General features: G+C 42.3%; 9 protein-coding genes. All 9 read right to left on the reverse strand.

Annotated elements, in window-relative coordinates:
- Positions 1–3 precede the first annotated feature (3 nt).
- Entirely contained in the window at positions 4–2160 is a 2157-nt protein-coding gene (locus tag BM015_RS15645) for a hypothetical protein (RefSeq protein WP_090660566.1), read from the reverse strand.
- A gap of 62 nt (positions 2161–2222) precedes the next feature.
- Positions 2223–3839, reverse strand: coding sequence for an arylsulfatase (locus BM015_RS15650; protein WP_090660570.1), 1617 nt, complete (start codon positions 3837–3839; stop codon positions 2223–2225).
- Between the two features lie 81 nt (positions 3840–3920).
- On the reverse strand, positions 3921–5462 hold the full coding sequence (locus BM015_RS15655; RefSeq protein ID WP_090660572.1) for a glycoside hydrolase family 28 protein: 1542 nt from the start codon (positions 5460–5462) through the stop codon (positions 3921–3923).
- Positions 5463–5499: 37 nt separating this feature from the next.
- Positions 5500–7053, reverse strand: coding sequence for a sulfatase family protein (locus BM015_RS15660; protein WP_090660574.1), 1554 nt, complete (start codon positions 7051–7053; stop codon positions 5500–5502).
- Positions 7054–7105: 52 nt separating this feature from the next.
- Positions 7106–8635: a sulfatase family protein gene (locus BM015_RS15665; protein ID WP_177191931.1), complete on the reverse strand. Its 1530-nt coding sequence runs from the start codon at positions 8633–8635 to the stop codon at positions 7106–7108.
- Positions 8636–8641: 6 nt separating this feature from the next.
- Entirely contained in the window at positions 8642–10237 is a 1596-nt protein-coding gene (locus BM015_RS15670; RefSeq protein WP_090660580.1) for a sulfatase family protein, read from the reverse strand.
- Positions 10238–10243: 6 nt separating this feature from the next.
- Complete coding sequence (locus BM015_RS15675; RefSeq protein WP_090660583.1) at positions 10244–12925, reverse strand: DUF4962 domain-containing protein; 2682 nt, start codon at positions 12923–12925, stop codon at positions 10244–10246.
- Entirely contained in the window at positions 12915–14345 is a 1431-nt protein-coding gene (locus BM015_RS15680) for a sulfatase (RefSeq protein ID WP_090660587.1), read from the reverse strand. Before BM015_RS15680 ends, BM015_RS15675 begins: the two co-directional genes overlap by 11 nt.
- 10 nt (positions 14346–14355) lie before the next feature.
- On the reverse strand, positions 14356–15051 hold the full coding sequence (locus BM015_RS15685; protein WP_245751457.1) for a DUF1961 family protein: 696 nt from the start codon (positions 15049–15051) through the stop codon (positions 14356–14358).
- Positions 15052–15310: the final 259 nt, after the last annotated feature.

The raw sequence follows: 15310 nt of genomic DNA on the forward strand, positions 1-15310 counted from the left end.
ATTTTACCTGGCCTTGATGTTAACGGTTACGCTGCTTTCATTAGCCGGCGCAGGCAACACAATTGTAAATATATGCGAGGCCGCATCAAAACTTACTTTGCCTTTATCTGTTGATACAGCATGTTCTGCATAGCCTTTCAAAATAATCGGCTCCTCCCCTTTTGCAAATAATACTTTTACCTGCAATCCTTTATCATTCTGGATTATATCTGCAATCCTCTTTTTACCGGTTGCGGTTATTTTGCCCGCATCACCCAAAAATGCAATGCCCGAAGCCGTAACAGGTGCAACAATATAATATGCATATTTATCAGCCGGAAGGTTGTCACCAAATTGTTCATCAGCATTTATTACGCTTACTGTATTAAGCCCCGGGTTATACACCACAGCCTTGCCATTTATTCCAATTTCATTGGTATAAAAACTGAAATGCTTTGATATTGAATAAGCCTCGGCAAAAGCAAATACATACGCTGTTGTAATATTATTATGACGGGTATAGGTATAACCTAATAACGGCTTATTTTCTTCTTTGGCTAACTGGATATAATCTTTATCAATAGGCATTATGGGCACATCCGGTTTTACAATTACGCCATCTGTGCGGCAAGCCGTTAAAATGTTCGCTTTATTTTCCTTTCCCAAAGCATCGCCTGTGCCTACCGGGCTGCCTGATAATACAGAAAGAATAAGATTGCCTGTTTCGCTGCTTTTAAATACATCAGACCAGGGCCAGATACCCATTTCGTAGGCCAGTTGTGAAGTGAATAAAAAGTTCTTCCACCTTTCAGGTTTAAATCCGTCGCCGCTTACGCGAATAGTTGTGAGGTTATTATATTTCACGCCCTGCATAAAATATCGTGGCAAACCCATGCAGTATTGCAGGTTAATGCCATTGGCAGCCGCCGCTTTTGCCATACCATCGGTAAAGGCATTGCCAATATTAATATCGGCTATCATTTCGGGGTTAAGTGTGTACATATAATTCATCCAGTCCTGTTCGTAATTAATAACGCCCGACTGCTTCAGGTAATGCATAATGTGGTACCAGAAAGCCGTATCCACTGCCGAAATACCTGATATTTTATATTGATTATGATAAGGGCTTGTTGAGTCAATCCAGCGGTTATGCGTAATAAGCGGCACACCCAGTTTTTGCTGAAAATCTGCGAGGCCATCCGGAAACAACAATGTGTCTGCCGTATATCGGTATAGCCCGCCGGAACGGTTCCATAACCCTGCAGGCAATTCTTTCTTTTTTATATCAGCGCCCAGCTTGCCATATACATTATACCTTGTTTTCTCATACCACCAGCTGTCCAGTTGCATATAGCCCATGGGTATGCCTGCACGTTTATAATAATCCTTTACGGCCAGCAATGTTCCCGCATATCCTTTTGCCGTATCATAATTATAATAATAGTCTGCGCCATTGTCTGTCCAGTATCCAAAATATTTAAGCACGGCATCACAATCGCTGGCTGGCCGCTGGCGGTTATACAATGCCCTCAAGGTATTACCCCATGTATTCCATGCAGTGCGAATACCATTGGTCATAACCATAATGGTTGAATGGGTAAAACCTGCGGGCAGGTTCTTTACTTCAGGGTTAAGGCCGCTGCATATTGCGGTGGAGTCTTTATTGGTCATAAGAGAAACAATAAAATCTGATGCCGGGGAAATAAGGCAGGCGTCTGCATTATCATTAAAAAGCATCCACGGCGTTGAAGTTTCTTCGAGGAAAAACTGCGGCAGCGGAAAAATCCTGTTGTGAAAACTATAATGATAAGGCATATCGGGCAATATGGTAAAATCGGGAAAGGCTACCGGCGCCTGGTCATTTGCGCCATTGGGCAAGATGAGGTCAAAAACAACAACCGGCTGCTTCATATACCAGCGTATGGCGCCTGAATAATTAAGGCCTGATTGCCAGCTAAAATGAATGGCCTTATATGCACCTGCCGCATCCTTGCCTTCTGTATGTTGAACATTGCTTAAGGGATGGTTGATGCTGCCGCCAATTTTATATGCCGGCCCTGTGGATTCAATTAAATAATTACCGCTCTTTTCATCCACTTTCACAGTTATGGTATTACCCTGGCTGAAAGCTGCAACAGCATGCATAAAAAATATAATAAAGGCCAAAATTCTAACTGTCATATTGTATAAAATAAGTTTTAGAAATTATTAATAACACTGATAATTCCCGGAATAAATATTGATTACTTCTTTTGTTTGTTTGCCGGCTGTTGATTAAACACGCCTACTTTTTTTGCCCAGCTTTTCCATAAGCCGGCCATCTCCTTTACTTTTTCAGGATATGCCTTTGCAAGATCATTTAATTCACTGCGGTCATTTTTAATATTGTACAATTCCCATGGGGCGTCTTCACTTACCGCTTCCAATTTATAATCGTCTGCCAATATTGCTTTATGGCCATTAAGCGCCCAGCACACCGGTTTATGCGGTATTATTTTATCATTATTAATTACCGGTAACAAACTTTGCCCTTCCATTGGAAGAATGGCTTTGCCATTATATTGTTGTGGATAGGTTGCGCCGGCAAGGTCACAAACTGTAGGCATTATATCTGTAAGATGTGCGGTTTGTTTTATTATGCTCCCTTCCCTTTTTTTTGCTATTGCGGCAGGCCATCTTATAATAAGCGGTGTTGATATTCCCCCTTCATGCAGCCATTTTTTAAAGAAGCGAAAAGGCGTGTTGCCTGCGTTTGCCCACGACTGGCCATAACTCATATAAGAGTCTTCGCCTCCTGGCGGCAAGCCGTTATTTCTTTTATCAAATCCCCATAAACCCTCTTCTGCGCAGGCGCCGTTATCAGATAAAAATATCACGATAGTATTTTCTTTTTTTCCAGCCGTATTCAGCTTATCCAGAATTTTACCGATGCCCTGATCCATACGGTCAATTTGCGCTGCATACACCTCCATCTTTGAAGACATGTCTTTCTTTTGTTCATCTGACAATTTATCCCAGGCATACACTTCTTTATCACGCGGCGAAAGCTTTGCCTCATTGCTAAGTATGCCAAGCGTTTCCTGTTTTTTGTATCGAAGTGCCCGTAAAGAATCCCAGCCTATATTATACTTGTTTTTGTATTTGGCAATATCTTCCGGCAAAGCCTGCAGCGGCCAATGCGGTGCGGTATAAGCCACATACAGAAAGAACGGGTTTTGATCATTCTTTTTCTCATCAAGCATTTTTATGGCATAGTCTGTTATTGCCTCAGTCATATAAAACCCTTCTTTAGAAGGTGTGTATGGCTTATCGTCAAGCGCCATATAACGGACAACATTGTTTCCTTTTGTTTTTGTTATATCAAAATAGTTGGCAGCGCCGCTAATCAACCCGAAATAGTGATCAAACCCACGGTCCGTTGGCCAGTGTGGTTTAAACTCGCCCAGGTGCCACTTACCCGATAAAGCTGTTGAATAACCGGCTTGTTTCAATACTTCGGCCAACGTTACACAATCATCGGTAAGATAACCCTGGTAAGGCCCTTCAGGCCCCGGCTTTGGCCCCGCCAATATACCCATGCCAGCCTGGTGCGGATATAAACCCGTTAACAACGATGCTCTTGAAGGAGAGCACCAGGCATTATTATACATTTGAGTAAACCTGATACCTTCTTTTGCCAGGCCATCAATATTAGGCGTACTTATTTCACTGCCATAACAGCCAATATCTGAGAAACCCATATCATCCGCCATTATGATAATAATGTTTGGCTTCCCCGGTTTAGTTGCCGTTGGCGCTTTAGGTGTATTATCCGCAGTACCGAATAATACAGTTATGGCCAGGTAAACGAGCAGTCGCATAGGCTTTCTGTAAGCGTGATTAATTAAACTCCCGGTTTGTATCCAAATAAAATATTCCGTTAACGCCTTCCTGCGCAAAAATTATTTCGGGGCGATTATTTGCACCAGGTCCTTATCTGCATCCAGCTTTTCCCCGCTCACATTATTTAAGATAAACTGCTTACCGTTGTCATCTTCTTTTACTGCACAGTTGGTTAGCGTTAACCCTTTTACATCATCAAAAACATAAGCCGGGCGATAGTCTTTATCCCTTGCTACAACTTTAATATTTTTCAGTGTAAGCCCTTCTGCATGGCGCACATAAAAGCCCCATGCAGGCAACTCCCCAAACATGGAAAATTCAGGATACCCAACTTCAACTTCGGGAACATCTTTTAAACGGTATAAAGGCAAAATAGCAAGCCCGTCATTACCCCTGCCGGGGTAACTGATCTCTACATTTTCAATGGTAACTTTCTGCACCGGGTGGCCGGGAATACCCACAATGGAAGAAGGAAATATATTATGGAAGAAAGGCAGGTCCGGCCCCTGCAAATCATATTTATCATCGGGGCGGCCAAACGGAACTTCTACTTTTATATTCCTGATGAATACATTTTTAAGCGTGCCCACATTTTCATCTCTGTTACGATGGCCGAGACGTATAAAGATGGCGTTACCGGTATTAACGGCATTAATGCCATCTACCAACACATTTTCAAGCACGCCGCCATCTACCGATTCTATTGCAATAGCAGAACGGAAAGTATCAAACACCCTGATGTTTTTAACGATAACATTTTTAAAGCCGCCTACGGAAGCTGTGCCAAATTTAACAGCGCTGGCGCTGGAGCGAACAGTACAGTTATCAATATAAATACTATCATTAAAATACCCTTTGTTTTCAGATTTAAGGCAGATGCCATCATCGGCTGAATTTACATAACTGTTGGTGATGCGCACATTGGAACAGTCCACCACATCAATGCCATCGTTGTTCCAGTAAGCATCGCTTTCCACACGGATAGAATCAATGATTAAATTTTTACAGCGTATATAATCCTGCACCCAGTCTGTAGCATTTTTTATGGTTACACCCGTTATTTTTATATTATTACAATCGAGTATCCGCAAAACATTTGGTCTGGCTTCCGGCCTTTTTCTTCTAAGGTTATAATGGCTGCTATCGAGTACGCCTGCATAAAAAAGGCTGTCGAGTGTAAGCGCTACTGTGCGCCCCCGGCCATCTATCGTTCCTTTTCCGGTAATGCTTATATTATTTTGCCCGGCAGCCACAATCAAACCGCGTATGTAATTGTTTTCATCTTTTGTTTTCTCCAATATGCTTTTTGTGTAAGGATAATCATAAGGGTTAGTGCTGCCCAGCAAAAAAGCATTGGCAAGCAGGTGAAGGTCAACACCTGACTTCAATATTAATGTTCCGGTTACGAATTTACCTGCCGGTACAATTACCTGGCCGCCTCCATCCTGGCTTGCTTTATCTATAGCCGCCTGGATATTTTCGGTACTAAGTTTAACGCCATTGCCTGCAGCCCCAAAATCAACGATATTATAGGTCTTATTTTTTTCAGGAGGGGCAAATGCAAACAGGGCTACGGAAATAAGCAATAAGATAATTCTCATTTTTTGTTGTTTTATTTTTGATTTATTTGGTCTTGATTTATTTTAATTTTTTAATGCTGTCCATTAACAGGCTTAATTCCTGCACGCGTTGCGGGTATTGCAAATACAGGTTATTTGCTTCCGAAGAATCTTCCCTTATGTTGTACAACTGGCCTTTGGGCTCTCCTGGTTTGGGTGTATAATTTACGGGCTCGCTAAACCCGCCTGAACCTCTTCCGGCAATTAATTTCCATTCGCCTTTTCTTACGGCAAACAAACCCTGGGAAGACTCGCTCATTATTACCTGCTGGCATAATAATGAATCTGGCTTGCCGAGCAGCACCGGTAAAACACTGTAACTGTCCGGCGCTTTTTTACTCAAACTATCTCCACCCATCAATGCCGAACAGGTTGACATAAGGTTGGCAAGCGTTGTTGTGATATTACTTACAGTTCCCGCTTTTATATGACCGGGCCATCTTACCATAAATGGCACCCTGTGGCCGCCATCCCATGCATCAGCTTTCATGCCCCGGTAAACATAAGCAGCATGATGATTGTATTCTTTCACAAACTGTGGTCGCCAGTAAGGGCCGTTATCACTGGTAAAAATCACTATGGTATTGTCAGCATCACCGCTTTGTTCAACTGCATCCAGTATGCGTTTTACCATGGCGTCTGCCTCCATTACATAATCGCCATAAGCGCCGGCCTTTGATTTGCCTGCAAACTCTTTCGACGGCAGCCAGGGCGTATGCGGAGCTGGCATGGCGAAATAAAGAAAATATGGTTTGGTTGCCTGTGCATGGCTTTTAATATAATCAACCGCCTTACCAGTAAAATGTGGCAATACATTAGTGAAGTCAAAACCGGGCGACATGGGGCCGGTCCGCCAAAATGCGCCGGTTGCATAGTTGGGACTGCTCTTCGGGTTTAATTCACTGCCCTTTGTTGAGGCAGTTAAAGGCTGCGTAAGCGTATCGTTTTCGAGGTAGCAATAAGGCGCCATATCAAGCGAAGCGGGAAGTATATACGAATATTGAAAACCATGTTTCAAAGGCCCGTCGGTTGGTGGTTTTGTAAAATCAATATCATCGGGATTCATATCCTTTATCATCCTGGCGCCGGAAGGATCATTCTCCGGAACGATCAATGCTTTTTCATGGCCGGGCTTCACAACCCAGTCCAAACCCAAATGCCATTTACCAATAATAGCGGTAGCATAATCGTGGTTTTGCAATAAAGAGGCTACAGTTGGTGTGCCGGGTTCTATTAATGCGCGCCCATATCCCGATAACACGCTTTGCGGAAGCCGGCTTCGCCAGCAATATTCTCCCGTTAATATGGAATAACGCGAAGGCGTGCAAACAGATGATGCTGCATGTGCATCTGTAAAGCGGATGCCCTGGTTTGCAAAAGCATCAATGTTAGGCGTATTGATTTTTGAACCGGGATTATAAATTGAAATATCACCATACCCTAAATCGTCGGCCAAAATATAAATGATGTTAGGATGGCTGGCTTCCGCAACATCAATATGCTTTTCTTTTTCTTTTGAATGGCAACTGGCAACAATGACGCTTAATAAAAACAAATAACGTTTACACTTCATTTAGTAATGATTTTTTACTTTGAATAAAGCAGTTTGGTTTTACATATTAATGCTAATCGCCGCTACTGCTCTTATTGCTGGTTGTATAATGCGTAACAAAATTTTGATAGATATTATCCGGCAACTTCAACAGGTCATTTGTATCGCTCATGTGTTTTTTTACTTTCTCAATGAGCTGGTTAACGATGGCTTCATACTTTATATTAACGGCCAGGTTATTTTTTTCCAGCGGATCAGTGGAAAGGTTATACAGTTCAATAAACACTTCATCTTTAAATGTGTCTATTATCAGTTTATAATCACCCTCTACAATACATCTTTGATTATTGCCATAAGCGCCGTTGCCATCATACTGAATAAATACATTTTTTCTGCCTGTTGCTTTCCCTTGCAGTAAAGGCATAAGCGATTGCCCGTCTGTGTTCCCGGCATTATCGATATCGAGATAGTCAATCAATGTTGGCCATACATCAATAAGGCTGACGTTATCGTTAACTTCTTTTAATGCCGGTTTATAATCTGAAGGAAATTTTATAATGAATGGCACCCTCGCTGATTCTTCATACATGCACATTTTTTGCCACAGCGAGTGGCTGCCCAGCATTTCGCCATGATCGGATGTGAAAATGATCAATGCTTTATCGTACAAACCATTCGTTTTTAGGGCATCTATTACCCTTCCAATCTCATCATCAACAAGGCTTACCAGCCCAAAATATTTTGGCCATACCTGCTTCCATTGTTCTTTGGTATAACGGGTACCAATAAAGCCTGTTAAATTATACAATTGCAATGTTGACTGGCCGGCATACCACTCGCCGATGTTATCAGGAATAGCAAAGTCTTCCGGTTTAAATTTACTGTAGTAAGGCTCGGGCACATCAAAAGGCGGGTGCGGCGACAAATACATCAGGCTTAAAAACAAAGGCTTTTTATCGTGCTTGCTTTCATTAATGGTTTCAATAGCCTTGTCTGTATAATAATTATCATCAAAATATTGCAAGCCGGGTTTATACACATCGTATTTAGGTGTGGAATAATTTTTATACTGTGTGTATTTGTTTGATACAAGTTCCGGTAACATAGCTTTAAACTGCGGGCCGCCCGGCGCTTTTTCATTCACCGATTTCACCCATTGCTTATAGGTTTGCGGTGTAATCCATTTTGTTTTTGATTGCGGGTCTTTGTCTATTTTATCCTGCGTTACAAAATGCTGTTTGCCTATATGCCGGCTATTCCAGTTATCGCCCAGCAAACCATACATGTTTAGGGTGCCGGATTTCACTTCGCCATAATGGGCATCTTCATCCTGCCAGCCATTAATGAGACAGCCATTATCGTTAGGATATTTTCCTGTAAAAAAAGCAGCCCGCGATGGTGCGCAAAGCGGCGAAGCGCAATAAGTTCTGTTAAATGACACACCATCGGCTTTTAGCTCGTTGATATGCGGCGTATATTCTCCAATTGCATCATACCGCAACTGGTCGCACATAATGATTATAACGGGCGCCTGTTTTGTTTGAGCAAGCGCCTGCTGCTGAACAATCAATGCGCCTATAATAAAAACAACAATTTGTTTCATACGCATTTAGTTTTTTTTGTTTTGATAAGCCGGGTTATACTTTCCCCTTTCCTTAAATCCCGGAAAGTTGCGCATAAGCCCAAAGCGCGGGTAACTTTCAAAAATATCCCCATAACCAAGCATGCGCGGATCATGCTGTTCCGTAAGCAATTGCTGCAGTTTATCCTTCAATGCATCCTTTATTGCAGTATAAGATTTGTCATTTGCAAGGTTGTTAAGGCAGGCTGCATCATTCCTGATATTGAATAACTGTATTTCTTCACGTTTGGCAAAACCATCATCAAATAAATCAGGCCACCGGTTCCTGTTTTCCAGCATAAATAATTTTGTTGGCGAAGGATCGTCAATATCATTATATCCAACACCAATTGCCTTAATATCTTTATTTGCAGGGTCTGGCTTTTCTTCATTATCCGGTGGCGGGTCGCCGGCCGGCCAGCGGTCTGGCTTTATATTCCAGATCAATAAAAAACTATCTGTACGAATGGCGCGGGACGGATAACCCACATCATCAGGCCGTGCATGTGTATGCCTTTCCCTTCCTGTTAACACGCATGTTCTGTAATTGGTTTTATTAAATGATTTATTGAAAAGGATATCATGCAGGTTTTTGCCGGTCATGGCGGGTGCATCTTTCACACCGGCAATATCAAGAAATGTTGGCGCAAGATCAATAAGGCTTACAAGATCATCTGAAGTGGCGCCGCCCTTAATCTTTGAGGGCCAGCTTACAGCAAGCGGCACATGCGATCCATATTCCATAAGATTGGCTTTGGCAGATGGAAAAGGCATACCATTATCAGATGTTACAACAATCATGGTGTTTTCCAATTCACCTTTTTGTTTCAGAAAATCAATCATTTTTCCCAACTGCGTATCGAACCATTCTATCTCAAGGGCATAATCTTCTATATCGCTTTGCACAACAGCATCATTTGGAAGAAAGCCGGGAACAAATGCCTCCTGAATATTTTTACCGGCTTTTCTTGCTGAACCTTCTTCATAAACACGGTGTGGTTCATTCGCACCAAACCAAAAGAAAAATGGCTTATCACCTTTTCTTTGATTATAGAAATCAACAAAGTTTTCGAAGTAATCAATATTGCTTATGCCTTTTGTTGGCGGCTGCAGTTTCTTTGAATTGAACTCAGGCCCAACCGGGTTTCTTTCCCATCCTGCATCTTTCCAGTTGCCCGGCCCCCAGGGCTTCCCTGTGTAACCAATACGGTAACCTGCATTTTCCAGCAGGTTGGTAAATACCTGGAATTTCTTTGGAAAATAACTGCTGTGTGTGCCCGCTTCTTCCAGTTGCCAAATATTTTTACCGGTAAGTATAGCCGCACGGGAAGGACTGCATTGCGGTGCCGCTGCAAAAGCATTGTTGAATAAAATGCCTGATTTGGCTACAGCATCAAATGCCGGTGTTTGCACACCTTTTGCGCCATAGATGGATGCATAAGGATAAGACTGGTCGTCTGCAATCACAAAAAGGATATTCGGCCTTTTTGCGGGCGCAGCAGTTTGTTTTTCTTTCCATGCAATAATAACGGCGATGCTGCCAAAAGCCGTCAGCATTATTACCAGCAATTTTATCTTCTTCATAAGCAATCAATGTTTTTCAACAGGGATATTTTTAACAGCATCAGGCATTACATCTCCCGCTTCAGAAAAAACATACTTTCCATCAATCCATTCTGCCAGTTTGCTGCTCCCGTTTATTTTACCATTAAATGTTTCATTACCCATTTTTAGTTCATCACCGCCGGAGGTAAAAGCAATGCGCTTATCATTGTTAAACGCTTCCAGTAAAGCGGGTTTGGCTGCATCTAATTCCGCTTTTATAACCCAGTTGTCTATAATTAATTCGCCTTTGCTGTTTAATTGATACGATACCGGCGCTGCATTTACTTCGCCATGCTGGTTTATCTTCATTACAGCGAGGAACCTTATTTTATCAACGTTTGTTGTTGTGGCTGCCGTTAAATGCCACTGGTCATTTTTATATTCAATGAGGTTGCCATCTTCATCTTCCCTTCCCAGCCAGTTTACAGCCTGCACGGCAAACGTGTCAGTTATATTCCATTGCAGGTTTTGTGTAGTGAATAAAGAAGTATTGGCTGATACTTTTTCGGAATTGCAATAAAACGCATGCTTTCCTGCATCTATTTTTATTTGATAAGGGCTGTGGATAAGCCATGACCATTTTGCGGCATGGTCTGCTTCAAGCTCATCATACACAATCAAAATGTCCGGATAAAGAAACAGCAGGTGGCGGCGGAATTTTGTTAAGCCTGTTTGCTCTTTCTCAGCCTGGCTGGAATATGCCTGCGATGCATCGCCCACCACATAGCCAAGGTTTTTACCATCTATGAACCGGGGCAGGTAACCATAGGCTTCTGAGTTAAACGGCTGCCCTTTATTATCTATCAGAATACCGTTGTGCCCCTGGGTGGCTTTATACCAGCCGAGCCGGTGCGGGTCCTGCATTGCCACTTTGTGGCCCGACATATAAAACAACCTGTCGCCGCCAACCAATACATTGAATGTGTTTTGATCTCCCAGCAAATGGCCATAAGAACCATAAGGGCTGGAGCGCATGGAAACCATTACATCGTTTTGCCTGTTTGTAATGGCCGAGTGCATATCTGCCACGCCGGTGCCCGGAAATTTTTGTGCAGCAGAAAGCGTTGATACATCAATAGGATCAGGCCTTTTTACACCATACAGGTAACGCATCCTGAACCAGCGAAGCATATCTGCATCAGATAACTTCAGTTTATCATCGGCGCTTTTTTTATACGACGTAACGCCGTTCACCCTTTCTTCTGTTTTTGTATTGTTTTTTCCCATCCTTTCAATTTCACCGGCATACCACGCAGCCAGCTTATTGCCGGTTAGCTTAGACAAGGCATCTGCATACGCCAGATATTCTGTTCCCGGCGAATAAATTTTTTCAACATCATCGCCAAAACCATCAGTTGAAGAACCGGGAGGGAAAGAATAGGCCATCCAGTAAGGGTTCAATTCATACCATTTCTTATTGGCTATAAAATCGTAACCGGTGTATTGTTTTATAATCATTGGCACATCCAGCAGGGTTTCCATATTAAGCCGGAAATAAGAAGCGCCCTCGCACCAGGCGCCGTCATCGCCGCCTAATACCGGCGCCCTTGCCAGCCACAGTTCGTAAGCATAATTTATCCAGTTGGCAGCATCGGGCGTTTCGCCATATACCGCAATAGCCGTTTGAAAGAAATAATGAAATATATATTGCCATACATGATTGGAAAGCACCTTGGCATCAATGTTATTAATCCAGCTATGGTAAAAGCGGTCTGCCCTTATATGAATGGCATCTGTTAATATTTTTTTCTGTGATGGGGTTAACTGGTCGTAAAAAGTATCGAGTGCAAGCGCCATAGACAACATACAGCGGGCGTCACCAAAATCGCTTAATAAACTTAGCCCGTTTGGGTCCCAGCCCGAAACAGACATGGCCCATTCAATTGCTTTTTTTGCATACTTCTGATCGCCGGTTAATATATAGGCTTTGCAAAAGAGGTGGACCGCATTATAAATTTTATTGCTGGCGCGGGAACTGGCTACAAGTGCAATCTTATCATTCTCTGCTTTTGACTTCCCCTTTAATTTACTTTTTGCATCTGTTTCAGGTGGAGGGGCAAGTTTTACCAGTTTAGCGGCTTCTTCAATAATCATTTTTGCATCAGCCGTGTTTTTATTTTGTGCTGAAAATGTTTTTTGCCCACTTTTATCAATCAATACCCTGGGATGCGCGGCGGGAATGGCTGCATACATTTTTTCAACCGGCGGAGAGAAATTTTTATTGGATGCGCCTGTTATGCGAAAAGCCAGCACATCAGACCATTTACCATCGTGCTGCCTGTATTGCCAATACCATGTTCCTTCATTTAAGGCACGGTGTGGCGTGTACATCGTCCATTGAATATTTTGCTTGCTGATGGTTTTATCAGCAGCAAAAGAAGCATCCTGTGAAAGACGAATATCGTAACCGGTTGCTTTTTTATTATTGGGCCAAAGCAATGTTGGCGAAACACAATCAGCCACATTATTCAACGCCGGCGACGGCCATTGCCTGAACTGCGGATGAATAACAGGATAATCAGCAGAAAAATTTGCCGCCGTAACAGGCTGGGATAAACCTTTTACGGAGAAGCAGATAAAAATGTATAAAAGGCAGCGTTTTATGTAAGTCAGTTTTATAGTATTACAAGTAATCATTTCTTTCAAAGCTTTGGTTTTAATCATCATCACCTTTTTGTTTTTTTCCGTTTAAGGCAGTGTCTAAAATTTCAGCATGAACCTGTTGCAGGTAGTTCATTAATTTATCATTAAGCTGTTTAAATTTACCAGGCATCTTTGCAGATAAATCATTTGTTTCACCAATATCGTTATTCAGATCATACAACTCTTCCTTGCCTGTTTTCCAAAATTTTATCAGTTTATAATTACTGTCAATTATAGCAGAATGCGGATAGCTACTTGCATAACGATGAAAATAAAAAGCATCTTCTTTTCTTTTTATCACACCAGATTCCGGGTGTTGAAATGCAGCACAAAAGCTGGCGCCATCCAGGTAACCGGGGAGCGTTTTTTTATTATGGGCAAGCTCGCTTATGGTTGGCAGAATATCGCAGCCGGTAACGGGTATATGCGAATAAGTATGCGGCTGAATGCCCGGCCCTTTTACCATAAACGGCACACGTATGCCGCCTTCATACAACGTCCATTTACCGCCTCTTAACGGGTAGTTGCGCATGGGCTTTGAAAAGGAAGACGGATGATCGAGCCTGTTTGAAACCGGCGGCAGAAACTCAACCGCGCCATTATCGCCCATTAAAAAAATATAGGTATTATCATCAATCCTTAACTGGTCTATCATGGCCATTAATTTCCCTATGCCTGCATCAAGGTCTGCAAGCATGCCGGCCCAGCCGGGATTATCGTGTTTCTTACCTTTTTGTTTTTTTAAATAATGCTGATAGGTGCTGTCTTTAGTTTGTATATCAACATGCGTGGCATAATAAGATACCTGCAAATAAAAGGGATTGCCTGCGGCTGCCTGCCGCTGCATAAAATTGATGGCGCGGCCGGTAAGCGTTTCCGTTTTCTTAGGGTCGTTGTTTAAATAAAGGCTTGACCATTTTGTTTTTTTATCCAGCATCACATCGCCATTGCTATTGCCTGTATTGCCATCGCTTTCGTCGTAGCCAAGATCTTCAGGATAAATATCTGCACGCAAATCCCACTTTCCAAAATGCGCTGTTTTATAGTTGGGGTTGATAGATTTTAATAAGGCCGGAATGGTTAACCATTGTTTTGCTTTGGGACTATAATTTTGTTTAAAAAGCACATTGCCTGTATGAACCGGGTTTTGCCCGAACTGGAGGCTTCTGCGCGAAGGCGTGCATAATGCATCCGGTGCATAACCATTTGAAAAACGCATGCCTTCATTGCCAAGCTTATCAATATTGGGCGTTTCAAAATAATCGCTTTTTGAATCGGCATAACGGTTATCCATTAATGAAGATACGCCGGTCCAGCCATGATCATCGGTTAATATAAAAACAAAATTGGGGCTTCCCTTTTCTGCATTTTCGGGCGGTTTATGCGCCTGCAAAAAGAAAAGGCCGAAACCGGCACCCAATAAAACAAGCATGTATTTTTTCATTGCTTACAGTTTATAAATTGGCATTGTTTATTTCCCACACTTTAAAATTGCGATATCGGAAATCAGTCCACCGCATTTGCCGGAAACCTATTTTGCCCGCAGTGTACAAAGGGCCATAGATTTTACCATCATCGGTATAATCAATTACTTTTCTTTCATCAATAAACATAACAATGCGGGCTGCTGCTTTTACCAGCCGCACATGATGAATACCTGCAGAAGAGGTTGGAATACCTTCTTCGCCGGTTTGCAATAAATCAAATGCTGGGTCTTTTCTTAAATGGGTGTTGCCGCGGTCCGGCGCTTTGGGGTTATTGGCATAGTAAGAAATATGATAACAATTCATCTGGCCTTTATTATAGTATTTAAAAGTGCCATCGCGTTTGGGCATGGATGGGCTAAAAATATCTTCGCCATTACTTCCTTTTGCTGCAAAAAAAATAATGGTAAGCCCGTTGGCGGTATCAAGGTTTTGCACATCCCACTCTGCTATAAAACTACCGGGAAAATCTTTGGGGCACCAGAAAACATGATCCCATTTTTGTTCCGGCGAATACATCTCCATCCAGCCACCGGCAAACTTTAATTCGCCGGGGCCTTCCATAATCCAGTCTTTTACCTGCTGCTTATCACCGAACGGATTTTCGTAGATCAATTTGCCTTTGGCATACCCGGTTGTATCTGCATACGGGTTATCGCACGTCATCAGAAAATTAATAAACATCAATATGGAAAGCTTAATCATAACAGTACCGTATGTATGTTTAGATTGTTTAATTATTAGTTTCAATAGCGCATTCTTTTCATCGCCCTTCAGCGAAAAAAATTACGGGCAACCGGCATAGCTTAAAGCATCCTGGCTTTATCGTAATTGTACATCCGCAACCTGTATTTTGATGATATATGCCTAATAAGAAATTAGTATTGCAACCGATATTGTTGGTTTAAAACCAGTGAGCAAATTA

The sequence above is a fragment of the Parafilimonas terrae genome (genome assembly GCF_900115755.1).
In the GTDB taxonomy this organism is placed as follows: Bacteria; Bacteroidota; Bacteroidia; order Chitinophagales; family Chitinophagaceae; genus Parafilimonas; species Parafilimonas terrae.